Here is a 24,705-nt window from a genome sequence, read left to right as displayed (position 1 = left end):
TTCTCATAACATAAACTGAAATCAGGATGTGATCCAAGAGATGACAAAGGTACGTTATGGAATCATAGGCATCGGAAATATGGGCCGGGCCCACGCCCTTAGCCTGCTGGAAGAAGTGAAGGGGGCTGAGTTGACTGCCGTATGCGATATCAGTCCTGAACGCCTGGAATGGGCTTCGGAACAGTTGCCGGAGAAGGTGAAGCATTTCAGCACAGCAACAGATATGTTTCAATCAGGCGTCATAGATGCTGTGTTAATCGCTACACCGCATTATGACCACCCGCCGCTCGCGATAGAAGCGATGGGTTACGGACTGCACGTTCTAATTGAAAAGCCTGCCGGTGTATACACCAAAGCCGTTCAGGAAATGAACGACATAGCTGCTAAGTCAGACCGCAAGTTCGGCATTATGTACAATCAGCGGACCAACCCGCTCTACCAGAAGCTCCGTGAGCTGATTCAGGCTGGTGAACTTGGCGAGATCCGTCGTACGAACTGGATTATTACGAACTGGTACAGATCACAGAACTACTATGATTCCGGCGGCTGGCGCGCTACCTGGGCCGGAGAGGGAGGCGGAGTGCTGCTGAATCAGGACCCGCATCAGTTAGACCTCTGGCAGTGGACCACAGGAATGATGCCTGTGCGCATCCGGGCGTTTTGCCATTTTGGGAAATACCGGAAGATTGAGGTCGAGGATGATGTGACTGCTTATGCCGAGTATGCGAATGGAGCCACCGGGCTTTTTATTACCACGACCGGAGAAGCTCCGGGTACAAACCGCTTTGAAATCACCGGAGACAACGGGAAGATCGTCATTGAAGACGGCACCCTGACCTTCTGGCGGTTGCGCACGCCTGAGCCAGTTTTTAACGCTGAATACAAGGGCGGCTTCGGAGCACCAGAGTGCTGGAAATGCGAGATTCCCGTGGAAAAAGGGGATGGTGAGCAGCATAAAGGCATCCTGCGCAACTTCACGAACGCCATCCTGCACGATGAACCCTTGCTTGCACCAGGGGAAGAAGGCATCCATGGCCTGACACTGTCGAATGCGATGTATCTGTCCGCATGGACAGATAACTGGGTGGAGCTTCCCATTGACGGTGATTTGTTCCATGAGAAGCTGATGGATAAAGTGCAGAATTCTACCTTCCAAAAGGATACGACTGGGCTAAAGACGCTGAATGTGTCGGGAACACACTAGATATCTTCGGTTAAAGCGATATCAACCGTCCGATTACAACCATACAAGGAGTGTAGCAATCTATGAAGACTTCAACCATTGCCGCGCAAATGTATACCCTGAGGGAGTTCACACAGACTGCCGAAGGGTTGCGGGACAGCTTTCTAAAGGTAAAGGATATTGGTTATCAGGCAGTGCAGGTTTCGGGTATTGGGCCAATTGATCCGCAGCTGGTTAAGCGATATGCAGAAGAAGCGGGACTGGCGATCTGTGCCACACACGTTCCCTGGGACAGGCTGGTGAACGACCTTGACGCGCTGGCGGCGGAGCACAAGCTCTGGAACTGTCCATACATCGGTCTTGGAGCACTTCCGGGCGAGTACCAGACTAGTCAGGAAGGTTATCGTACATTTGCCAAGAAAGCTTCCCAAATTGCAAAAGTCTTGAAGCAGAAGCACGGGCTGCAATTTGTGTATCATAATCATGATTTTGAGTTCGAGCAACTGGATGGCATGACGGGACTTGAAGTTCTTCGGCAGGAGTCAGACCCGGAGACGTTCGATTTTGAATTGGATCTCTACTGGGTTCAGGCTGGGGGTGGCAGTCCGGTGGATTGGATTCACAAGATGAAGGGCCGAATGCGGGTTGTGCATCTGAAAGATATGGCAGTGGTCGCAAGAAAAGCAGAATTTGCTGAAATCGGCCAAGGCAATATGGATTATCGAGCAATCATCGAAGCCTGCCGCGAGACAGGAGTAGAGTGGTATGTGGTTGAACAGGATGTCTGCCGCCGCAATCCGTTCGAGAGCCTGGAGATCAGCTTGAAATATCTTCATACCTTGCTGTAATTAGATCTGGAGGGAAAATGTATGAGTCGTAATGACGGAATGAATTATGCTCCCAGACATGAGGCTAAACCTGTGGTGGGACAAGGCGAATTCTTAATTGCTGCAATCGCGCTGGACCACGGACACATTTATGGAATGTGCAACGGGCTGGTGGAGGCTGGAGCGGAATTGAAATGGGTATATGATCAGGATCCGATAAAGATCAAAGCGTTCACGGCCGCATATCCGGGAGTCCGGGTGGCCAGATCTGCCGAAGAAGTACTGGAAGACCCGGAGGTCCGCCTGGTAGCCGCTGCCGCTGTGCCTTCTGAAAGAGGACCACTGGGTTTGCGTGTAATGGCTCACGGGAAGGACTATTTTACGGACAAGGCACCTTTTACAGCTATGGAACAGCTGGAGGCGGCGCGGGTACAGGCGGAGAAAACGAAACGTAAATACATGTGCTATTTCAGTGAACGGCTGCATGTAGAAAGTGCAGTGTACGCTGGCCATTTGATCAGACAGGGTGCGATAGGCCGCGTGTTACAGGTGATTGGGATGGGGCCTCACCGTCTGAATGCGCCAAGCCGTCCCGACTGGTTCTTCCAACGCGAGAAATATGGGGGGATTCTCTGTGATATCGGCAGTCACCAGATCGAACAATTTCTCTATTATGCGGGTTGCCGTGACGCCAAGGTACTGCACAGCAAGGTGGCCAATTACAACAATGCTGCCCATCCGGAGCTTGAAGATTTCGGGGATGCATCACTGGTTGGTGATAATGGTGCAACCCAATATTTTCGTGTGGACTGGTTCACCCCGAAGGGACTCGGCACATGGGGAGACGGGCGTATGATCATTATGGGAACCGAAGGTTACCTGGAGCTTCGCAAATACACAGATATTGCCCGCTCAAATACACCGGATCATGTATTCTGGGTAGACGGACAGGGCGAACATTATGAGCAAGTAGCCGGCAAAATTGGTTTTCCCTTCTTCGGTGAGCTTATCCTGGACTGTCTGCAGCGTTCAGAGCTGGCGATGACACAGGCTCATGTGTTCAAAGCTGCGGAACTGTGCCTCATAGCCCAATCTCAAGCGCTGAACCTTACACCGGATATTCTCAGGTAACATACTAAGTTAGTAGAATTTAAGACATAGCATAACGGAAGGTGGACCGGGATGAGTACAATTGGTGCAGCGATCATCGGCTGCGGCGCGATTGCCCCCTTGCATGCCAAGGCTATTCTATCGTTGGATGGGGCACGGCTAATTGCCGTCGCCGATTCCGATCCTGAACATGCGGCACAAGCCGCTCTGGACTATGGCTGTGAAGCGGTAACAGACTATAAGCAGCTTATTGGGAGAACAGACATCAGCATCATTCACATATGCACACCGCATCATCTGCATGCCTCAATGGCAGTGGAGTTCCTTCAGGCAGGCCATCATGTCCTGACGGAGAAGCCAATGGCCATGGATGTGCCGTCCGCCCGGAGAATGCAGGAAGCTGCAGCTGTAAGCAAGGGACAGTTGGGTATTGTATTTCAGAATCGTTATAATGAAGCTTCCATACGAATCAAAGAGATTATAGACTCCCGTATTCTCGGCCAGCTGCTCTGCATGAAGGGGATCGTGACCTGGAGCCGGAGTGAAGATTATTATACGCAGAGTAGCTGGCGCGGGAAATGGTCTACCGAAGGTGGAGGAGTCCTGATTAACCAGACGATTCATACGCTCGATCTCCTGCAATGGTTCGGCGGCGAAATCACTTCTATTAAGGGAAGTGTGACTACGGATGTGCTGAATGAAGTCATTGAAGTGGAAGATACCGCACATGCCTGCATCCTTTTCAAGGATAATATACGCGGAATTTTTTATGGAACGAATGCATATTCCGTGAATTCTCCGGTTGAAATGGAAGTTGTTTTTGAGCTGGGTACGCTGCTTCTTCGCAGAGACTGTCTATATCTCTGGAAGGATGGCCAGGAGACGCTGTTATGTGAACCCACGTCTACGGCAGCCGAAGGAAAGTCTTACTGGGGAAACAGTCATAAACGGTTAATCCATGACTTCTACAGACACATCAGTGAAGGCCGCAAATTCTGGATTGACGGTAACGAGGGAATCAAAGCGCTGAAGGTTATTGCCGGTATTTATCAATCATCCGAATCCAGGCTCTGTTCACCTGTGTCCTCAAATTGACATTAAGCACGTTTAGCCTTATCTTCATTACATGCGTTTCTAGCATGGCAGATGATAGACAGGGAGAGGGATACAGGTTATGGAACAGGCAATGTTTGCCGGAGGCTGCTTCTGGTGCATGGTAACACCTTTTGAGGAGCTCCCCGGAATTCATGGGATTATCTCAGGCTACGCCGGGGGATCCGTAGAGAATCCGACTTATGAACAGGTCAAAACCGGAACGACAGGCCATTATGAGGTTGTGCAGATTACTTATGACCCGGCGTTGTTCCCGTACGAGAAGCTGCTGGAGCTGTTCTGGCCGCAAATCGATCCGACCGATGATGGTGGACAGTTTCAGGATAGAGGTCCCCAATACCGGACAGCGGTATTTTATTATAATGAAGAGCAGCGTCTGGCTGCACTGGCTTCCCGGGAACAGGTAGCAGCAAGCGGCAGGTTCGAAGGTCCGGTCGTAACGGAAATACTGCCAGCACCCGTCTTTTACCGGGCAGAAGAATACCATCAGGACTATCACAAAAAGAATCCAAAGCACTATAAAGAGGACCGCGAGCAATCTGGACGCGATACTTTCATTGCAAAGCATTGGTAAAGCTAATAGTGTTTTTCAAAAGCCTTATACCTCCTGCATTCAGGAGACATAAGGTTTTTTCTTTTTTTGCAGCAAATGTGGCAGATCCATTGATTATCAAAACGTTTCACCCAAAATATGGAGACCAAATCCGAAATTCTGCTCCTACTAAATGAGCAATAAGAATACTATAATCAGCATTGTAAACGCATACATTTATGGTGCGTGATTGAACTTATTCCATATAATGGAGGATGATTGCGATGAGAAAAAAATGGCTCATGTCCGTGCTCGCGCTTCTGATGCTGATCTCCTGCTTCCCGCTGTTCGGCTCCAAAGCCGAGGCCGCCGATTACACGCAAGGTGTCGACTTGTCTGGAACCACAGCAACGATCTGGTTCAAATCTGCTGTAAGCACTAGCTGGACGGACGTGCATTACAAGCTTAATGGTGGAACCCAGATTAATCTTCGCATGACGTACAGCAGCAGCAAAGCCCGCTATGAACAAACCGTAACGGGTGTATCAAGCGGGACAGCAATCACCTATTTCTTCACATATAACAACGGAACTCCTGCTTATGACACTGGCTGGTTCACTTTCAATGCCGGAACCACACCTACAACACCGCCATCCAATTCCTCCGGTTCGATCTATTCCATTGCCGCATCCTCCATTCCCACAGCACCAAGCGGATCGCTATCCTTTAAGGTAATGAACGGAACAGGGGGAGCATACTCTGACAGTCAAGTCTACTGGGGGGTTATCGGCATCAATCCGGCTAACGGACAATGGAGTTATCTGGATTTGAATGGAAATCTGGTGCCTATCTCAGCGGCTCTGAACGACGCGTCTGGCCATTTGACCAAAAACGGCGTGAATTATGCGAATATTTATCACACGGTCAGCCAAGCCTCATGGGTGAACATGCCCAAAATCACCTCCGGGCGGATGTTCCTCAGTGTAGGAACACCACTGTACATCAAAACCTATAACGACGGCTTTGCCGGACCGGATATCAATAATGCAACGGATCCGAACCGTAATATCTATTTTGATTTTATTGAATTCACAGTCGACGCCACCGGATATCACGGCAATACTACCCGCGTTGACGCATTCGGATTCCCGATCCAGCACCGTCTGGTGAGCTTGTCCGGCTCATACGACCGGACTGTAGGTGAATTGGAATCGGAAACCCGTGCAGGAATATTCACGAAATATCAGAACGAAGTGCCAACCGCCTTCAAATCACTGGCTACCGATCAGGCACCATACCGCATCGTAGCTCCGATTCACGGATCTTTTGCTCCAGGCGGGGCTAATGCCAATTATTTTGCCGGCTATTCGAGTTATAACACCCAGGATATTCTCCGCTGTGACGGTGCGCTCACCGATGCTGCTACTGCGGCTGCCATCAACCGCCATGTCTATACAACCAGCAACTGGAATAATGTAGCGAACTATTACAACGCAGCTCCAGCCAACTATTATGCAAAGTTCTGGCATGACCACAGCATCAGCGGCCTGGCTTACGGCTTCCCTTATGATGATGTCAACGGTCAAGCAGCTTATCTGGAGGTAGGCGATCCCAAAGGCCTGATTATCCGTGTAGCCTGGTAAACGTGTAATTCGCACTGACTTCTAATTGTAAAATCCGATGTATAAGAAGGCTGCACCGCTTAATGAATGGCGGCGCAGCCTTCTTTGTTCAATTAGATTTTCATTACGCTATTAATATATTTTTAATTATTGCAATTCTACATTCTTCCTACATATTTATTCAGTACACTTCTATTTACATTCGTGGGAGAGCGGCGCCAACACCGGAACATAACCTGCCAGTAATTCGCAAATTCATACTGCAAGTCTTCTACGGATGGAACAGGAAACCCGGAATATGATAAGCTCATGGAGTGAGGTTAGCCCTAAATAGAGGAGTGAAATCTGTGAGCAACTTGAAGACAGGTAGTATTTATTCAGGATTTCAAGTCGTACGTGAGGAATTTATCCGGGAAATCGAATCCTCCGTATTTACAATGGAGCATCAGCCAAGCGGTGCCAAGCTGCTTTTTGTGCAGAATCAGGATGACAATAAAGTTTTCAGTGTGAGCTTTCGGACTCCGCCGGAGGACAGCACAGGCGTGTTTCATATTCTGGAGCATTCGGTCTTGTGCGGATCTGACAAATACCCGGTCAAGGAACCGTTTGTCGAGCTGCTCAAGGGCTCAATGAAGACATTCTTGAACGCATTTACGTTTGCAGACAAAACTATGTATCCGGTGGCGAGCCGGAATAACAAGGATTTCTCCAACTTGATGGAAGTCTATCTGGATAGTGTATTTAAGCCGAATATTTACAGGCAGCAGGAGATTTTTGAGCAGGAGGGATGGCATTACGAACTCCAGCAAGAACAGGATGAGCTGATCTATAAAGGCGTCGTCTACAATGAGATGAAAGGATCTTATTCCTCGCCGGTTACGGTTCTGATTGACCGGATCAAAAAATCGCTGTACCCCGATACGATCTACCGCCATTCCTCCGGGGGAGATCCGCAGAATATCCCTGCGTTGACCTATGAACAGTTCCTTGCGACTCACAGTCATTATTATCACCCGTCCAACAGCTATTTTTATCTATATGGAGACGTGAACATCGAAGAGAGACTGCAGTTCATCCATCAGGAATATCTCAGCCATTACACTCGTAATGATCTCGATACCGCAATTCCTCTGCAGCAGCCGACCGGAATGACGGAACTCACTTCGGAATATCCCATTCTGGAATCAGAAACCGCTGAAGATAAAACCTATTTGAGCATGAATTATGTGATAGGAACTTCCCTGGACCGGGAACTGAATCTGGCCTTTGCTATTCTAAAAAACATACTGATGGACAGCAACGCAGCTCCGCTAAAACAAGCATTGCTCGAAAGCGGACTGGGCAAAGACGCGTTTGCTTTCTATTCCGACAGTATGGTCCAGCCGATGCTGGGCATTACACTGACCCATTCCAACCCCTCATCCAAAGAGGCTTTCCTTGACCTGATCAGAACGGTGTTAAGCCGTCTTGTAGCTGACGGTCTGGATGAGAAACTTGTGCTCGCAGCGGTCAACAGCAAGGAATTCGAACTGCGCGAAGCGGACTTTACCCAGTATCCCAAAGGGCTGACCTATAATATTGAGCTAATGAAATCGTGGCTGTATGGAGGGGCGCCGGCTGCACATCTGGAATATGAAAAAGCGTTCACTGCCATCCGGGAAAAATGTGCGGACCGTTATTTTGAGAAGCTGATCGAAACCTATTTGCTGAATAGTAACCACTGCAGTGTAGTAATATTACAGCCTTCTGCTGCCATTGCGGCCGAGAATGAAGCTTTAAACAAAGCGCAGCTTGCTGAATATAAAGCATCATTGTCCCCGGTACAGCTCAGCCAGCTTGTTCAAAGCACTCAAAACCTGCTAGCCCGCCAGAGCCTCCCGGACACGGCTGAGAATCTGCAGAAGCTCCCGAAGCTGTCCCTACAGGACATTGACCGTAACGCTCCATCCCAGGTGGCTACGCATGAGTACACTCTGGAAGGGATCAAGCTGATTCATCATGAGGTACCTACGAACAAAATTGCCTACATTAAGTTTTATTGGGACACCAGGGTTCTTGCGGCGGAACAGATTCAATATCTGGTGCTGCTGGGGAGGGCGCTTGGGCAATTGGAGACTGCGGCATATAGTATTGAAGAGCTTACGAGTGAGATTGGGATCAAAACCGGAGGAATTCGATTTCAGAATGAGGTGTTTGGTGCCAAACCAGATTCTGAAGCCAGCTATCAGCCCAAATTCAGCGCGCGTATAAAAGTATTAGAGAGCAACATAAGTGATGCGCTTAAGCTTCTCCATGAGATGCTCTATAGCAGCAATCTGGATAACTACACCAAGCTGCAGGAAATCGTCCGCCGCGAAGCTTCACGGATGGAATCGTTCCTGAACCAGAAAGGCAATGACATCGCAGCCAGCCGATTGCTATCCTATTTCTCCGATATGGGAGCGTACGAGGAACAGCTTGACGGTGTAGCCTATTACCGTTTTATCCGAGGACTAGCTAACACTATTGATAAACAGGCCGAACACTTAGCTGACACCCTGAAAGACATTTGTGCGGCCTTGTTCAATAAGCAGAATTTAATCCTTTCGGTTACGGGAACAGCAGATGTCTATGAGCAGTTCGCTGCTCAATTGCCGCAACTGAAACTTCAGGACGGGTATATGAAATCCAACCTTATGCTGAAGGCGGAGGATCATGCCAATAACGAGGGTTTTATGTCAGCAAGCCAGGTGCAGTATGTAGTGAAGGGATATGATTTTACTAAGCTTGGTTTTGTATATTCAGGCAAGATGCAGGTTCTCAAAAAGATCCTTAGTCTCACCTACCTGTGGAATACAATCCGGGTAAAAGGCGGAGCTTATGGCGGGAATCTGATCCTGCGGAGAGATGGTGTGCTTATCTTCACCTCCTATCGTGATCCGAATTTGCAGGAGACGCTGGAGGTCTACGATCAGGCATACCAATTTGCCGGAAGCTTTGAAGCAGATGAAGAAGAGATGACCAAGGCGATTATTGGCACCCTGGCGATGTTTGAACAGCCGCTTAGTCCCAGTGGACAGGGGCGGCGGGCAGACAGGTATTATTTCGAACAGATTACTGCAGAAGAATTGCAGCAGGAACGGAATGAAATTTTGTCAGCTACCCCCGAAGATATCAGGCAATATGCCGGGCTGCTTAAAGCTGTGGCAGATAAGAATTACTATAGTGTGGTTGGTAACGAATCCAGAATGAAATCGGCACAAGACTTATTCGGCAGCCTGGAGGAATTGGTGAGGTAACCTATGAAAACACAAATTCTGATTGTAGATGACGAGTGGAACATGCGGAATTTACTGCGTATTTATTTACAAAAAGAAGGTTTTGCGACACAAGAAGCAGCGACCGGACATGAAGCGCTACGTATGGTAGAACAGCACAGCTTCGATCTGCTGCTCCTGGATGTAATGATGCCTGATATGGATGGCTGGCAAGTGTGCCGTGCAGTGAGGGAGCATACTCAGCTTCCTATACTGATGCTTACAGCCCGCTCAGAAACCAAAGACAAAGTGCAGGGGCTGGGCATCGGTGCAGATGACTATCTAACCAAACCCTTTGAACCGGAAGAATTGCTGGCGCGGATTCACTCTTTGCTCCGGCGTTCTTCATTAACCAAGGCAGTCAAGCCCCAGGAAGAGCAGTTGAATTTTCCGGGCCTGCGAATCTCTCCTGAAGCACGAGAAGTATTTATTGAAGGGCAAAGTATTGATTTTACTATGAAGGAATTCGATCTGTTGACGATGCTTGCGCGGAGCGGCCAGCGGGTATTCACCAGGGATGAACTGGTTGAACGATTGTGGGGCAATGATTATGGCGGAGAGACGCGCGTGATCGACACCCATATCAAGAACATCCGGGAGAAGCTGCAAAAGGCGGGGCTGTCCTATAATCCGGTGCAAACGGTATGGGGGCTAGGTTACAAATTTCAAATTCCCGGCGACACGGAATGAAGAATAACATCATCGGTTTTAAATTGGGGCTTGTGATCATGTCGGTGTTTGTGATTGTTTTGCTGTTTCTGGGGATCGCCATCGACCGGATGTTCAGCAGCTTTTTCTATAAAGAAATGCAGACCGAAACCAATGAATTGGCTTCGCATTTCACCATCATGGCTGAATCCCAGGACACTACCAGCGAACAAATGATGCGGACCTTTGCCGAATTTTCTAATGTGAGTATATTTAACATTTCCCGGGATAGCAGCATCAATCTTCATTCTGGCGTGCATGACTCGGCGGATCGTTCATTTATTCATACGGCAGATCTGGCGCGGATATTTGCCGGCAAAAGTGTGAGCTTTCAATACAAAGATCCTGCGGGACACCGGTATTTCGTGACGGGGCAACCCATTAAGACGGGCAGGACGATAAGTTCTGCACTCTATCTCATGTCATCGACGGCAAGTATGGAGCAATCTTTGGCTTCGGTGCGGGATATTCTGCTCTTGTCGGGAATGGGGGCTTTGGTGCTGGCGCTGGGGATTACCTGGTTCATTGCCCGGGTGCTGTCTCGTCCGCTTGTACAGATGCAGAAAGCAACCCGCAAAATTGCGGCAGGAGAGCTGGAGACCAGGCTGGCGATCAGGAGCGTTGACGAGATAGGGTTCCTGGCTGCGGCGATTAACGATCTGGCTATAGACCTGCAGCGGTATCGGGACACTCGTCAGGAGTTTCTGGCGAATATCTCGCACGAGCTGCGGACGCCAATCACCTATCTACAAGGTTATGCCAAGGTAGTGAAGGGTGAACTCTATGAGACTGAAGAGGAAAAAAAACAGTATCTAGACATTATTGATCAGGAGGCACACCGCATCCAGCATCTTGTAGATGATCTGTTTGAGTTGGCCAAGATGGAGGAGGGCCAAATTCCGCTTAACCTTGAGATGGTAGACTTGAAGCTGGTTGTGGATCAGGCAGCCCGCAAGCTGGATTTGGCCGCCAAAGAAAAAGGCCTGAGTATTACAGTATTGCATAGTGGACAAGCTGCCAATTTGCATGGAGACCGCAAACGGATGGAGCAAATCGTGATGAATCTGCTGGAAAATGCCGTGCGCTATACCGATGAGGGTAAGATTAATATTCAGCTCAAGTATACATCTGATGTCGTGCACTTCATCGTAGAGGATACAGGTATGGGCATCCCTGAAGATGAGCTTCCGTATATCTTTGACCGCTTTTATAGGGTCGAAAAGTCCCGCTCAAGACAGTATGGAGGCACTGGGCTTGGCCTTTCCATCGTGAAGAAACTGGTCGAGCTTCTTGGCGGTTCGATTGGCATCACCAGTAAAGTAGGCGTTGGCACCCGCTGCGAGGTCAGGTTTCCCCTGCGTAAGTGATGAATAGCATTTGAATTCACTGAGGGAAAGAGCCTATCTAAAAAGGCCAAACTGAAGTACATCATTCCGATCATTCCCATAGCACAAAAAAGAACGCGCACCCACACGCGTTCTTCTCTATTTTCCAAGTCCAACTTAATGGCTCATTCCAGCCATCCCGCCCATAATCTCAGGATTAACCATCCCGAAGATCATCGCGATATGCGCTACCACAAGAAATCCACTGATCAGGATGAAATGCAGCTTCATCTTGTTTTCCTCACTTTGTTTGCGGGCAATCAGTCCAAGGTCCAGCAGCGCCAGGGGCAGAAGGAAGATGACTCCGCTTAAGTAAAAGCTTACCGCCACTACGTCAACCCATGTATGCCATTCCCCGTTTGCGGTAATCGGTACAAAAGCAGTAGGGAACAAGTACAGGAATACTCCTGTAAAATATAGCCCGGCCAGAATACTGCATACCCGATTAAACGTCCTGAGGGGCCCGCTCAGTTTTTTGGTGAACAAAATAATAAATTCAGTCACGGTGATCGTCTCTGCAAAGATGACCGGGATTGCCATAAAAAGAATCAGATTCCATGGCTGATTATCCGCGAGCAGGAACATATAATGCGTCATGTTCATGTTGGTTCCTCCAATAAATTAATTAACTGTCATAATCATAGTAGTAGATAAGTGTGTGGAAAGTATGGAGAATCAAAGGTATGATTGTAAGAGTTGTGACATCATGCAGGCAGCAAATGAATACGGAAGGGGCAAGACGTAAGTTATGGAGAGACTCGAAAATATTTTATTTGATCTGGATGGCACCTTAACCGACCCCAAAGAAGGGATCACCAAAAGCGTAGAATACGCCCTGGGCAAATTCGATATTACCGTGGAGCATCCCGATCTGCTCCTGCCATATATCGGCCCGCCCTTATATGATTCTTTTATAGAAATACAGGGATTCTCCGCCGAGATGGCGGCCAAAGCTGTTGAATTCTACCGTGAACGGTACCGCACACTGGGAATGTACGAGAATGCGGTGATTGATGGCATCCCGGAACTACTGGAGGAACTGCAGGACAAAGGCTTCAATCTATACGTAGCTACTTCAAAACCCACGGTATTTGCGGAAGAGATCATCCGGCATTATGGCCTGAACAAATATTTCCGGCATGTGGCTGGAAGTAATCTGGACGGTACCCGATCTAAGAAGAAAGAGGTTATTCAGTATGTTCTGGACGAGAATCACATTCTTCCGGAAACCGCGCTGATGATTGGAGACCGCGAACATGATATTATCGGTGCCAAAGCATGCGGCGTAGCCTCCATGGGTGTCATGATCGGCTATGGTTCGGAAGCGGAGCTTCAAAATGCTGGAGCGGATGATATTGCTTACGATGTGAAAGATATAGGTGATATTATCTCGCGCAATTATATAAATGTTATTACTGTGAAATAAGAGTGGTTGACATTTCGTAAACGACTTGAGTATTATGTAACCAGCAACACCATATCCAAGGCAATGACCAAAGACAGGATATCCTACTAGGACTGGCCAGAGAAAGAAGTGAACGGTGAGAGCTTCTTACAGGGACCGGCAGGATGTTACCCCTTTGCAGCCGTGGCACTGAACCTACCCTGCTGTTAGGGAAGCTGTAAATGTCACCGACTTATCCCCGATAACGGATACCAATGAGGATCTTGTATATGATTCTTCCGCCGAACAGCCGGGGGTCGAACATTGCAGATCAAATTAGGGTGGAACCACGAGCCAGAACGCACTCGTCCCTTTCCGGGAGAGATGCGTTTTTTTGCGTTCTATAACACCAATAAACCTGAAGAAATGGAGGCCACAATCATGGAGATCAATGTAACGCTGCCGGATGGAACAATTAGGAGGTACGCACGCAACACCACAATTGCACGAATAGCGGAATCAATCAGCTCTAGCCTGAAGAAACAAGCAGTAGCCGGCAAAATCGACGGCACACCCGTTGACTTCCATCAACCGGTTGAATACGACTGTCTCGTTGAAATCGTCATGCCGGAAAGTTCAGAAGGATTGTCTATCCTGCGTCATAGTGCAGCACATCTCATGGCTCAGGCTATCCAACGAATATATGGCGCACCGAAGGTTAGACTGGGCATTGGTCCGGTTGTCGAGGATGGTTTCTACTATGATTTTGATGCGGATCAACCGGTTTCAATAGATGACTTCGCCGCAATTGAGAAGGAAATGCAGAACATTATTCGGGATAATCTGCCGATTGTCCGGCGGGTTGTCAGCCGCAGTGAAGCAGTCGCACTTTTTGAAGCGATGGATCAGCCGTTAAAAGTGGAACTGATTCATAGTCTGCCGGAGGACGAAGTGATCAGCCTGTATGAGCAGGGTGAGTTCATAGATTTATGCAGAGGTCCGCATGTGGCTTCTACAGGCCAGATCAAAGCCTATAAGCTGATGAGTGTAGCGGGAGCCTATTGGCGCGGTAATTCGGATAATCAAATGCTGCAGCGCATTTATGGTACGGCTTTTTACAAGAAGGCTCAGCTGGATGAGCATCTGCACATGCTGGAGGAAGCGAAGAAACGGGATCACCGCAAGCTGGGTAAGGAGCTTGGATTATTCATGTTTTCCGAAGAAGCGCCGGGTATGCCCTTTTACCTGCCTAAAGGCATGATTCTCCGCACAGAACTTGAGGACTTCTCCCGGGCACTGCAGCGTGAGCGGGGGTATGATGAGGTTCGTACGCCCCTGATGATGAACAACCGGATGTGGGAGCAGTCGGGCCATTGGGATCATTACAAGGACAACATGTACTTTACTCAGGTGGACGAAACGAAATATGCGCTGAAGCCGATGAATTGTCCAGGGCATATGCTGATGTTCAAAAATAGCCTGCATTCCTACCGGGAACTGCCGATACGTATCGCGGAGTTTGGTCAGGTTCACCGTCATGAATTCTCAGGAGCGCTGAACGGGATGATGCGGGTCCGGACCTTTTGCCAGGATGATGCCCACCTGTTTGTGCTTCCTGAACAGATTGAAGAAGAAATCGGCGGCGTTTTGGAACTGATCGACTATATCTACAAAGTATTCGGCTTCGAATACAGGGTGGAGCTGTCTACACGGCCGGAAGACTATATGGGTTCGGAGGCATTTTGGGATCAGGCGGAAGCATCGCTGCAAAGAGTACTGGATAGACGCGGGATCGAGTACCGGATAAATGCGGGAGACGGGGCTTTTTACGGGCCGAAGATCGACTTTCATATTCAGGATGCGCTTAAGAGAAGCTGGCAATGCGGAACCATTCAACTGGATCTACAGATGCCCGAGAAGTTCGATCTGAATTATATCGGTGAAGATGGTGAGAAACACCGTCCGGTTGTCATCCACCGTGCCATATATGGCTCAATTGACCGGTTCATGGGGATTATTACAGAGCATTTCAGCGGAGCTTTTCCACTGTGGCTGTCCCCTGTACAAGTGAAGCTCTTACCAGTCTCTGAACACTTTACCGATTATGCCTTCAAGGTGAAAAAAGAACTGCAGGATGCCGGAATCCGCGCCGAGCTTGATCTGCGGAATGAAAAGTTGGGCTACAGAATCCGCGAAGCCCAGCTGGAGAAAGTACCTTATATGCTTGTGATTGGTGAGCAGGAGCAGAACTCCGCTACTGTATCTGTAAGAAAACGTGCGGCAGGTGATATCGGAGTCATGAGCGTCTCCGAGCTTGTCCGGCAAATGATCTGTGAGAATGACACAAGAGAATAGATGTATCTTCATTAAAATATCGGCAAAATGACAGCCGGAAGCAGCTCCGTTTTACACAAACGGGGCTCTTTTTTTATATGAATGTGGCAGACAGGGTTGATGGATGTAATTTATAATGATATGAAGATTCCCTTCTGCGGGAAGTCTGGGAGAATACGTCTATAGGAGGCAACTTCGTGATTTCCAATAATATCAGAGAACTTAGCGGCACTAGTATTAGAATGGTTCCTATGGAATCCGCGCATAAGGCGGATCTGATCGCTATTATGAGCCATCCGCAAATTTGGGAGTATACCTGGCGCAAAATCACATCAGACGCACAAGCGGAAAGTTTAATTGACACGGCGCTGGCCAATCAGGCGAAGGGGACGGAGCTCCCTTTTGTTATGATTGAACAATCCACAGGCAGAGTCGCCGGGACATCGCGAATTATGCATATAGATCACAATCACCGCAATGCGGAAATTGGCTGCACCTGGATTGCACCCCAGTTCTGGCGGACTGCTGTAAATACGGAATCCAAATCATTGTTACTGCAGTATTGTTTTGAATCCCTGGGTTTGATTCGTGTGAACTTCACGATCGCGGGGGACAATCTGAGGTCACAAAAAGCCATCGAACGTATTGGTGCGGTAAAAGAGGGCGTTCTGCGTAAACACCGGATCACCATGGAAGGCCCTATAGTGAATAGCATGCTGTACAGTATCATTGATGACGAGTGGCCTGCGGTGCAAGCCAATCTGCATTACTTGCTGCATGTGAAGTATGCAGAACAAATCAGCCATTGAGGGGGTTATATAGTGGAGACAGGTAAGCCGGTAACGGTAACAGTGGACACAGTAGTTAATGCTCCTATTGAAAAAGTGTGGACCTATTGGACAGAGCCGAAGCATATCACGCAATGGAATAACGCTTCCGAAGACTGGCATACGCCATACGCAGAGAATGACCTGAAGGCCGGTGGTAAATTTCTCTCTAGAATGGAAGCCAAGGACGGCAGCTTTGGATTTGATTTTACCGGAGTGTACGACCAGGTGAACCTTAACGAGAGTATATCCTATACGATTGCCGACGGTAGAAAAGTGGTAATCAACTTCTCACACCAAGATCACAACACAAAAATCATCACAGTGTTCGATGCGGAAGATAGCAATCCCGCCGAAATGCAGCGAGCCGGTTGGCAAGCGATTCTAGATAATTTCAAAAAATATGTGGAAACATCTCCGGAAGAATAGAATCTTATCAGCCTTAATAGCGCATGCCGACATCGGCATGCGTTTTGTTGTATGTTCTCTTCATTATTATTTTTGCAAATAGCCAGAATTCTAGATCATTGATATAATAGAAACATACATTCCCCGGTAGCAGGAACTTATCTGTAAGAGATCAGAGATTAATCCCGCAGAGTTCATGTTCTATCTATATAGCCCATATTCCACCCTCTATGGGGCAGATATGGGTTTATGTTATTTTATAAGAATTCCCCAGGAAGTCCTAAACTACGAAGTGATGGCGAGGTTGGAGTGAAGCATGAACTGGAGTGATTTTGGAGAACGGAATAAACGTCTCAATCCCTTGTGGACCTTGGGGGCGGGCATGAATCTTGGCGAGCTGCAGCCGTATAAGGAAATGATAGCGCTCAGTGTGCTGCTGCAGGTCTATTATCTGGAACTGGAATCCAGTGAACTTAGAGCCAGGGAGGATATCGTGGAGCTGGCCTGGAGTTCACTGGAGCGGTTCAATATAGTCAAGCTTGGTACTGCCGAATCTGTAGGTCGGCTAGTGGATGGTCTGCTGTGGAGCGGGAGCGGTGGCGATTTTGAAGCCTACTATTATGATGATCTGTCCCAGAAGATGGAAGTACAGAAATACAAGTACTTTACTGTCGATGAGGATGCTACCCGCACCAGCTGGGAGGAGAGCGGCAAAACCGTCTACCGGCTGTCGGAATACGCCATGGAGCTGATCTTCATGAGCCATGAGATTATCGAAGAATTTCAGATCAGCATCAAGCTGCTGGAAATTCAGATGCACATCAAGCATGGACGGGTGACCCGCGCGTTGCAGGATGTGAGTGAACTGATCTCGCGGGTACGGAAGATGACACAGCAGCAGCAGGAATACCGAAATGCGCTGCGTCGTAATCCGAAGCATATGTTCAGTGAATACGGTGTGCTGCGGCATCAGAGGCTGGAGGAAATCCACCTGCAGTTTGACGAGGAGCGCAAGCACTTTGATAATATCCACCGTTCACTAGCCCGTCTGGCTAATGATGAGAAGGATGTTATCGACTTCAATGAGCTCCGCCAGCTGTCGGAAAGAGTGGAGTTATCCAGACGGGTACACGATGAGCTTGCTGAAGTGGTGCTAAGCATTTTTGAGGCAGAGACGAATCTCCGGTTGAATTTCCCCGAGCTCTTCTGGGGAGCGGGAGGCTTTAATTTTCGTACCAATGTCTGGGAGGAATGGGTTAAAGCCGAAGGTTTGCCGGATGCGGACAGCCTGGAGATGCTGGTTAGCGGATTGTTCGCGCCTAATCAGGACTTTATCTACCCGCTGGCCTGGGCATGGGAAGAACAGGAGGTCGGGTTCCTGCCCGTAGATGAATTAGACGATCCAGATGAAGCTGGAGAAGAGGAAAGTATTCCATATACACCGAGGTCTATTCCATGGCCTGAGGTTGCAGAACTATGGGGTCCTATTTTACAAAAACTGGCGGATCAAGGAAGCTTTACTTTTTCTGCAGAAGCTTTCACAGAAGAGCAACAGCGCCAATGGTCCTCGACACCTGATGCCGTCGATCTGTGGGTGCAGTTCTTCCATGCTGAAATTACAGTGCAGGACCTGGATCCGGACAGTAAGGGCGGAGCGTCAGATGAATGTCAGGAGCTCATCCAGCGGCTGCTGGATTCTAACCCTGATCTGGAGGTACTGCGCGGCACAGTGCTACGCACAACAATACAGAACACACATACGCAACTTGTCTCCTGGCCCGGCCTGGAAATGAGTCCTTATACTATTACTATAATCGAGAGGTGAGATGAACCCGCATGAGCTATTCACTCGAACAATTGCAGCAGGCCTCACGGCTCTTTTTTGACCTGCTTCGCCGGAAGGTGATCTCACTGGATGATCCCGCAGCCGCCGAATGTCTTCAGGACACGGGAGCCTATGATGCACTGCAGTACATGGCCAAAGAAGGAGGCTGCCGGATTATGAATTCCGGACACCGCCTGCATCTGCTGGTTAATCCGCTCGGATCGGGTTTTGCCAGTAACTTCACACAATTACGGAATAAATATTCAAGGATTGAGCGTAAAACCCATTTACATATCATAAACATTATCATTCTGGTGTTTCTGGCCGAGATGGATCAGGATGAGCACCACTTCAAACCGGGACAGGACAGCATGTCTTATATTCAAATTTCCGACCAGATCTCATCCCTATTTCAGGCATGGGTGGAAATGGACGCTGACAGTAGCTTCAGCAAGCAATGGCGACTGGATATTCAGGCGATGTACAAGGTCTGGACAAGCCTCTATATGCAGACCAAAAGCCAGGAGGAGGGCGATTCCCTAACCCGAGGGGCCGGTTCACGGATGGGTCTGATTCATGAGGGGATGAAGCTGCTGGAGGAGGAACATCTGGTATTCATCTCGGAGAATGAGAAGCGGATCTTCCCGCGAGAAGAGTTATATGAAAGAATGCGTTACCTGTATCATGATGTGGACCGTTATAAAGAATTAAAAGCACTTGTCGGGCGCACCTTGACGGAGAAGGAGGGGGAATCGCATGCCGCGCATTGAACGGATCCGGATTGCCGGACTTAAATATGAGAAGATGCTCAAAAAGTATGACGATATGATCCTGGACCTCAGCAACGACGAAGGCCCGGCTAACACGCTGATTACCCTGATGAACGGCGGCGGCAAAGGTGTCCTGTTGCAGTCGATTTTTCAGTTGCTGATCCCTAAGGCGGCCTGGGGCAAGGACAATGAGAACCAGGTCGAGGCATTTTTCCATAATCACAAAAAACAGCTCAAGCCCTACACCTTCCACGTGGCCATTGAGTGGCGGCTGGACAACAGTGATCGTAATGAATATATGACTACGGGCATTGCAATGACAGCCCACAGCTCTGCGGATCAACTGGAGATCAAAGTCGACTATCTGCTCTATGCACTGCTGGATTATGAAGAGCATGCAGAGCTTACGCTGTCCACTTTGCCTCTATATGATGCCAATGCCGGGGGGCCTGTTAGCTTCGATAGTATACAGCAGTTCGTACGCGACCGCCGAGGCGAAATAGCTTCCTTCGGAAGTCACAGCTCAGATCTGAAAAGGTATTACAATTTCCTGGCAGAACGGGATATCCATATCGGTGAGTGGCGCAATATGCGACGGATTAACGGTGAAGAGGGTGGTATCAAAGGCTATTTCCAGAAAAACGATGCCTTTACGAACCAGAACCTGTTCGAAAAGCTCATCATTCCCGAAATCGGCACCAGCCTGAACGAAGGGCTGCCCGAACAGGAAGGTTCTCTGCAAAAGATGTTCATGGATGCAGCAATTGTTGCACAAAGACTTCCGATGCTGGAGCAGCGGGAGAAGGCTTTTGCCGAATTCACCACACTGGCAGCACCGCTGCTTGAACTGGTGAAGCAGGGAGTAGAAGCGGACCGGGGCTACCGTGAAACGGAACTGCTGGGACGGCAAATGTACACGGTTATCCATGACGAACTGAGAACAGCCGAAGAGGAACGACGCAAAAAAGCAGACGAGCTGGTGCAGCTGCACCAGGAGGCCCGACAACTGCGCTTCGCGGGAGATAACCTGATGTACCTGCGCAGCAAAGAGGAAGCGGAACGGAAGCAGGAGGAATTCAAAAAGATCGGGGATAACCAGGCCCGTGCCCGTCAGCGGCTGGAAGAGTCCAAAGCAGAGGAAAAGACTCTTGAAGTAGCTCATTATCTGGCCAGACGCAAAGTTCACCTCCGTCAGATGGAGCAATGGCAGAAGGAGATTGAAGCCATCGAAGGCTCTCTGGAAATGAAGGAGCGCCAGGAGGTGGTACAAGCTGCGAAGGAGAATCTTCGCCAGCAGTGGACGGCTGTCTCAAAACTGTGGCAAGAGCAGATCAACGTGTTCAGCGGCCGCCAGCAATCGTTGACAACCGAAGAAACAGGGCTTCGTAAAGAACGGGAAAGCTATTTACTGGAGCTGGGTGGCCTGGACAGCCGGATTAACGAGCTGACCGCCTCCATCCGCCAATACACGGAAGCGCTGGGAGTGTTCGCTTCCCGCCATGGTCAAGAAGCTGCTCATTCACCTGCTGCCTCGCTACAGCGGGCTATCGGATATGCGAGAAGTTTCGCAGAGAATATCAGCGAGCTGAATGAACGGCGCAAATCTGCTGAAGAAGACCGCTTCAATCTGCATAAAAGGCATACTCAGCTAAGCGAGAAGCTACTTAGCCATGAACAGCATGAAAGCGGGCTTAAAGAACAGTTGGATATACAGCTGAACAAAGAGTCACAGCTTTGGTCGCAGCTCGTGGTGCTGCTGGAATTATATGAGGAGCATAACACGTTTGGAGCTACTGGCTTATTCGAAGCGAAAGCTGCTGTACAGGAGCGATTCATCCGCAGACTGGACGAAGCAGAGGTACAGACCAAACGGCTCAGAAGAGATTACTATCATCAGCTGCTGGATGTTGAACTTCAGCATGAGGCCTACTGGCTGCCGAACAGCGATTTGCTGACGGTTAAGGACAGGCTTGATTCGCTGAAGATTAGCTCGATGCCGGGCAGTGCCTTCCTGAACGATCAGCCTTATCTGATTCGCGAGGAAGAGCTGGAACGAAATCCATTGCTGCCTTATGGCCTTATCCTTACTGAACGCGAGGCGGCCAAGCTGCAGCCTGATATGGTGAAGGATCTGCTGGTAAAATCACCGGTTCCGATCTTCATCCGCGAACAGATGGCGCAGCCTGCGGTCCAGCCCTACCTTATACTGGACGGGCAAGGTTCGCAAATGGTGCTGCAGCCGGACCGTTTTCTGGAATGGAAGCAGGGGATATCTGCCCGGCTGAAGGAGCAGGAAGTCGAACTGCAGGATGCGGAAGGGTATCTGGCCAAGCTGAAATCCGCAAGGCAGGAATTTGAACGGTTATTCCAAGGGGAGCATTCTGTTACTCTGAAGGACAAGCTGACAGCACTTAATAGTTCGCAGCACGAGCTTCGTACAGCAGTAAGCGCGTTGAATACAGAAATCAGTGATAACGAAGCAGCCATAGCGTTGATTGTGAGAGAAACAGCTGAATGTGAAGCCGGCAAATCCGAGCAGGAAGACAAGGCGGCAGCACTTCGCGAGTGGAATGAACGGACCAAGAAGCAGGAACAGGATTATAAGGACAAGCAGGAGGCGCTCGACCGCAAAGGTGATTTGAATAAAGAGATCACAGGCAAGGAACACCAGCTTGCGCAGTTAAAGGCGGAACTTAACAGCAACTCTCTGGAGCGGGAAAAATGGATCGGAGATACCCGATACTCATTATTTCCGAGACTGCAAACCTGGTTCCCTGAGCTGATCTTTCCTGAAGGGCTTCAGGCGGCCACAACCGGCGGTAATCAAGAAGAACAACCAGACTTACCACGTGATGCTTCGATTCAGGACAAGCTGCTAGAGACCTTAAGCACACTTGAAAGCCTCCAGCAATCCCTTAGCCGCAATGAGCTGGAGATCCGTACGAGGTCTGCACAGATCAAATCTGCAGCCGGACAACTGGTTGAGCTTGAAGCCGCAGTCCAACAGCTTGACAGTAATTGGCGCAGTGTGCAGGAACCAGGAGATACCCCGGATTCGATCATGTCAGCGCGGACGAGGCAGAAGAGCGAAACGAAAATACTGGATGAGGACTACCAGGATGTACATGATTCTTTCATCCGCTGCCAGACCGAGCTGGATCATCTGCAGAAGCAGTTAAACAAAGCAGAGAAGTCGATAAAGGAGAAGCATGAGCGGGCAGTAGAGCACTGGAATGATTCGCTCGATCAGAAGGATGAAGAGATTAGGGGGCGGTCCCGGGACAATGAATACGCGATTAACAGCTGTAAGCTGAAGCTGACGTCCTTGGATCAGTGGCTTCAGACGCTTGCCAGTCAAAGTAAAATCATGGAGACCCACGTAGAAGGAAGGCTGCAGCTGAGGGACGTTCCAGAAGAGGTTCAGCTCAGCACAAGAGAGGACTGCGAGCGGGCAGTAAGTGCATGGCTGCTCCGCAGCAGGGAGAGCCGTACTGTACGGAACGAAATTTCGCGGCGGGTTAAGGAAGAGAAGAACGCCCTCAGCGGCACACTTGCCAAAAGCGGCTGGAATGCTGAGCTGGAGACCAAAATCCAGGAACGCTTAAACACCGTTCACTGGGAGGATTTCACTATTGCGCTTCAAGTGCTGGACTCGATGCTACAGAGCTCACAGGACCAGATCGAAAGCATCCGCGGTGATAAAGAAGGCATGGAGCTCTCCCGCAAAATGTGGGTCGGCCGTGCTGCCAAGCGGGTAGTGCAAATTGTAGACATCCTGAAGCGGATGGAACGACGGATGATTGTCCACAATGAGAACGGTCATTCCTTCCCGCTGGTACGTTTGAATTATAAGAACATTAATGTACCGAAGACCACCGAAGATATCGAACCGCTGGTCAGCGATTACTTCAACCGCTGCATCAGTAGCCTGCTGGAGAAATTCCCGAAGATTGAGCAGGTTCCGGCAGCGGCAGTTAAGGATCTGATCAGTGACGGAAAAATTGTGTACGCCGCCATGCAGAACCGCTTCCCTGTCTTGCAGGTGTACAAGCCTGTGACTGAGAACTATTTCCTGTATGCAGCACCCGAGGATTATCATTACTCCGACTGGGAGGTTATTAACCGCGGAGCATTGGATGAGGCGGTCGGCAGCGGCGGGCAACGCCAATCGGTTCAGCTGCTGGTGGCGATGATGATCATGACCCATAAACGGGTCAACCGCGAGAACAAAGGCTGGACGGTCTTTTTATATGATAATCCATTTGGTGAAATGGTCTCTAACAACGTGCTTGACCCCGTATTTGAAATTTCCAAAGCCCTGAGATTCCAGTGGTTGATCGTTACTCCGCCGGAGCTGGTAAAGAACGATGTAAGTGTCCGGTTCGGGGTGTACTGGCAGCTGTATTTTGGCGGTGAAAAGGGAGAAATGCTGGAATCCACGCTCATAAAGGGCGGACGCAAGCTGATTCCGGCTTCATTATTCTGATTCTTATATTACAGAGCTCGTAGAAAGGATTGAATTCACTCATGAAGAATCTGCAATCAACTACAACTTTGGCTAATGGCGTAAAGATGCCTTGGCTTGGCTTGGGAGTATACAAGGTGCAAGAGGGTCAAGAGGTCATCGACTCCGTTAAAGCAGCAATCCAAGCGGGTTATCGGAGCATCGATACTGCAGCCTTATATGCTAATGAAGAAGGTGTGGGACAGGCCATCCATGAATCTGGAGTAAATCGCGAGGATCTGTTCGTTACGACCAAGGTCTGGAATTCCGATCAGGGTTATGAATCTACGTTGGCGGCATTTGACAAAAGCATCAGTAAATTAGGCTTGGACTTCGTGGATTTGTATCTCGTTCATTGGCCGGTTAAAGAGAAATACAAAGATACCTGGAGAGCGCTCGAGAAGCTGTATGCAGATGGTAAGGTCCGTGCCATAGGAGTCTCTAACTTCCAGATCCATCACCTGGAGGATTTGCAGGAGGCTGCCCAAGTGAAGCCGATGGTCAATCAGGTCGAACTGCATCCACTGCTTACACAGGTAGAGCTCCGTGACTATTGCAAAGCGCAGGGTATACAGATTGAAGCATGGGCACCCCTCGCTCAAGGTCATCTGCTGGATAACGAGGTGCTGGCCGATATTGCTGCCCGTCATAACAAATCTCTCGCACAGGTGATGATCCGCTGGGATCTGCAGAACGGCATTGTGAGCATACCCAAATCGATCAAAGAACACCGGATTATCGAGAATGCCGATGTGTTCGATTTTGAATTAACAGCAGCTGAGGTTGAACGCATTAATGGCTTGAATCAGAACAAGAGGTTTGGATCTAATCCGGATAATTTTAATTTCTGATCCATGCCAGTATAAAGAAACATTGT

The 24,705-nt window shown here is 49.2% G+C and carries 18 protein-coding genes; 17 read left to right on the top strand and 1 reads right to left on the bottom strand.

Going from position 1 to position 24,705, the window contains the following annotated elements:
* Window positions 1-40 precede the first annotated feature (40 nt).
* The 9 genes from ACAN54_RS07690 (at window position 41) to ACAN54_RS07650 (ending at window position 11,758) form a co-directional block, all read left to right on the top strand.
* Entirely contained in the window at window positions 41-1,204 is a 1,164-nt protein-coding gene (locus tag ACAN54_RS07690) for a Gfo/Idh/MocA family protein (protein WP_379152671.1), read from the top strand.
* A 62-nt stretch (window positions 1,205-1,266) separates the two neighbouring features.
* Complete coding sequence (locus tag ACAN54_RS07685; RefSeq protein ID WP_379152669.1) at window positions 1,267-2,031, top strand: sugar phosphate isomerase/epimerase family protein; 765 nt, start codon at window positions 1,267-1,269, stop codon at window positions 2,029-2,031.
* A gap of 21 nt (window positions 2,032-2,052) precedes the next feature.
* A complete protein-coding gene (locus ACAN54_RS07680) occupies window positions 2,053-3,141 on the top strand; it encodes a Gfo/Idh/MocA family protein (protein ID WP_379152667.1) in 1,089 nt (362 codons plus the stop codon).
* A 51-nt stretch (window positions 3,142-3,192) separates the two neighbouring features.
* A complete protein-coding gene (locus tag ACAN54_RS07675) occupies window positions 3,193-4,215 on the top strand; it encodes a Gfo/Idh/MocA family protein (protein WP_379152665.1) in 1,023 nt (340 codons plus the stop codon).
* Window positions 4,216-4,294: 79 nt separating this feature from the next.
* A complete protein-coding gene (msrA, locus tag ACAN54_RS07670; RefSeq protein WP_379152663.1) occupies window positions 4,295-4,807 on the top strand; it encodes a peptide-methionine (S)-S-oxide reductase MsrA in 513 nt (170 codons plus the stop codon).
* Between the two features lie 242 nt (window positions 4,808-5,049).
* On the top strand, window positions 5,050-6,408 hold the full coding sequence (locus tag ACAN54_RS07665) for a glycoside hydrolase family 64 protein (RefSeq protein ID WP_379152661.1): 1,359 nt from the start codon (window positions 5,050-5,052) through the stop codon (window positions 6,406-6,408).
* A gap of 326 nt (window positions 6,409-6,734) precedes the next feature.
* Complete coding sequence (locus ACAN54_RS07660; protein WP_379152659.1) at window positions 6,735-9,665, top strand: insulinase family protein; 2,931 nt, start codon at window positions 6,735-6,737, stop codon at window positions 9,663-9,665.
* A gap of 3 nt (window positions 9,666-9,668) precedes the next feature.
* Window positions 9,669-10,373 (top strand): response regulator transcription factor, encoded by a 705-nt coding sequence (locus ACAN54_RS07655; protein WP_379152657.1) that lies wholly within the window; start codon window positions 9,669-9,671, stop codon window positions 10,371-10,373.
* Window positions 10,370-11,758 carry a sensor histidine kinase gene (locus ACAN54_RS07650; protein ID WP_379152655.1) on the top strand — a complete coding sequence of 463 codons (1,389 nt, stop codon included), beginning with the start codon at window positions 10,370-10,372 and terminating at the stop codon, window positions 11,756-11,758. The genes ACAN54_RS07655 and ACAN54_RS07650 overlap by 4 nt, the downstream gene beginning before the upstream one ends.
* Window positions 11,759-11,893: 135 nt before the next feature.
* Here ACAN54_RS07650 and ACAN54_RS07645 read toward each other — a convergent pair whose 3' ends face one another.
* The gene (locus ACAN54_RS07645; protein ID WP_379152653.1) at window positions 11,894-12,379 is read right to left on the bottom strand and encodes a DUF6803 family protein; all 486 of its coding nucleotides are present in this window, start codon (window positions 12,377-12,379) and stop codon (window positions 11,894-11,896) included.
* A gap of 145 nt (window positions 12,380-12,524) precedes the next feature.
* Here ACAN54_RS07645 and ACAN54_RS07640 point away from each other — a divergent pair, with 145 nt between their 5' ends.
* The 8 genes from ACAN54_RS07640 (at window position 12,525) to ACAN54_RS07605 (ending at window position 24,679) form a co-directional block, all read left to right on the top strand.
* Complete coding sequence (locus ACAN54_RS07640) at window positions 12,525-13,202, top strand: HAD family hydrolase (protein WP_379152651.1); 678 nt, start codon at window positions 12,525-12,527, stop codon at window positions 13,200-13,202.
* Window positions 13,203-13,601: 399 nt separating this feature from the next.
* Window positions 13,602-15,515 (top strand): threonine--tRNA ligase, encoded by a 1,914-nt coding sequence (thrS, locus tag ACAN54_RS07635; RefSeq protein ID WP_379154147.1) that lies wholly within the window; start codon window positions 13,602-13,604, stop codon window positions 15,513-15,515.
* Between the two features lie 176 nt (window positions 15,516-15,691).
* Window positions 15,692-16,303 (top strand): GNAT family N-acetyltransferase, encoded by a 612-nt coding sequence (locus ACAN54_RS07630; protein ID WP_379152649.1) that lies wholly within the window; start codon window positions 15,692-15,694, stop codon window positions 16,301-16,303.
* Between the two features lie 12 nt (window positions 16,304-16,315).
* Window positions 16,316-16,750 (top strand): SRPBCC family protein, encoded by a 435-nt coding sequence (locus tag ACAN54_RS07625; RefSeq protein ID WP_379152647.1) that lies wholly within the window; start codon window positions 16,316-16,318, stop codon window positions 16,748-16,750.
* Between the two features lie 295 nt (window positions 16,751-17,045).
* On the top strand, window positions 17,046-18,554 hold the full coding sequence (locus ACAN54_RS07620; protein ID WP_379152645.1) for a hypothetical protein: 1,509 nt from the start codon (window positions 17,046-17,048) through the stop codon (window positions 18,552-18,554).
* An 11-nt stretch (window positions 18,555-18,565) separates the two neighbouring features.
* On the top strand, window positions 18,566-19,324 hold the full coding sequence (locus ACAN54_RS07615) for a DUF6063 family protein (protein ID WP_379152642.1): 759 nt from the start codon (window positions 18,566-18,568) through the stop codon (window positions 19,322-19,324).
* The gene (locus ACAN54_RS07610) at window positions 19,311-23,810 is read left to right on the top strand and encodes a coiled-coil domain-containing protein (RefSeq protein ID WP_379152640.1); all 4,500 of its coding nucleotides are present in this window, start codon (window positions 19,311-19,313) and stop codon (window positions 23,808-23,810) included. The genes ACAN54_RS07615 and ACAN54_RS07610 overlap by 14 nt, the downstream gene beginning before the upstream one ends.
* Window positions 23,811-23,851: 41 nt before the next feature.
* Window positions 23,852-24,679, top strand: a complete 828-nt coding sequence (locus ACAN54_RS07605; protein ID WP_379152638.1) for an aldo/keto reductase — start codon at window positions 23,852-23,854, stop codon at window positions 24,677-24,679.
* The last annotated feature ends 26 nt before the right edge of the window (window positions 24,680-24,705 follow it).

The sequence above is a fragment of the Paenibacillus diazotrophicus genome (assembly GCF_042610465.1).
This window is presented reverse-complemented; position numbering and strand designations above follow the sequence as displayed.

Bases quoted from the DNA above. Each gene is read 5' to 3' on its own strand.
- ACAN54_RS07645 (WP_379152653.1), bottom strand. From the start codon at position 12,379: ATGAACATGACGCATTATATGTTCCTGCTCGCGGATAATCAGCCATGG.
- ACAN54_RS07615 (WP_379152642.1), top strand. From the start codon at position 18,566: ATGAGCTATTCACTCGAACAATTGCAGCAGGCCTCACGGCTCTTTTTT.
- ACAN54_RS07665 (WP_379152661.1), top strand. From the start codon at position 5,050: ATGAGAAAAAAATGGCTCATGTCCGTGCTCGCGCTTCTGATGCTGATC.
- msrA (WP_379152663.1), top strand. From the start codon at position 4,295: ATGGAACAGGCAATGTTTGCCGGAGGCTGCTTCTGGTGCATGGTAACA.
- ACAN54_RS07620 (WP_379152645.1), top strand. From the start codon at position 17,046: ATGAACTGGAGTGATTTTGGAGAACGGAATAAACGTCTCAATCCCTTG.
- ACAN54_RS07675 (WP_379152665.1), top strand. From the start codon at position 3,193: ATGAGTACAATTGGTGCAGCGATCATCGGCTGCGGCGCGATTGCCCCC.
- ACAN54_RS07605 (WP_379152638.1), top strand. From the start codon at position 23,852: ATGAAGAATCTGCAATCAACTACAACTTTGGCTAATGGCGTAAAGATG.
- ACAN54_RS07655 (WP_379152657.1), top strand. From the start codon at position 9,669: ATGAAAACACAAATTCTGATTGTAGATGACGAGTGGAACATGCGGAAT.
- ACAN54_RS07680 (WP_379152667.1), top strand. From the start codon at position 2,053: ATGAGTCGTAATGACGGAATGAATTATGCTCCCAGACATGAGGCTAAA.
- ACAN54_RS07650 (WP_379152655.1), top strand. From the start codon at position 10,370: ATGAAGAATAACATCATCGGTTTTAAATTGGGGCTTGTGATCATGTCG.
- ACAN54_RS07640 (WP_379152651.1), top strand. From the start codon at position 12,525: ATGGAGAGACTCGAAAATATTTTATTTGATCTGGATGGCACCTTAACC.
- thrS (WP_379154147.1), top strand. From the start codon at position 13,602: ATGGAGATCAATGTAACGCTGCCGGATGGAACAATTAGGAGGTACGCA.
- ACAN54_RS07685 (WP_379152669.1), top strand. From the start codon at position 1,267: ATGAAGACTTCAACCATTGCCGCGCAAATGTATACCCTGAGGGAGTTC.
- ACAN54_RS07690 (WP_379152671.1), top strand. From the start codon at position 41: ATGACAAAGGTACGTTATGGAATCATAGGCATCGGAAATATGGGCCGG.
- ACAN54_RS07610 (WP_379152640.1), top strand. From the start codon at position 19,311: ATGCCGCGCATTGAACGGATCCGGATTGCCGGACTTAAATATGAGAAG.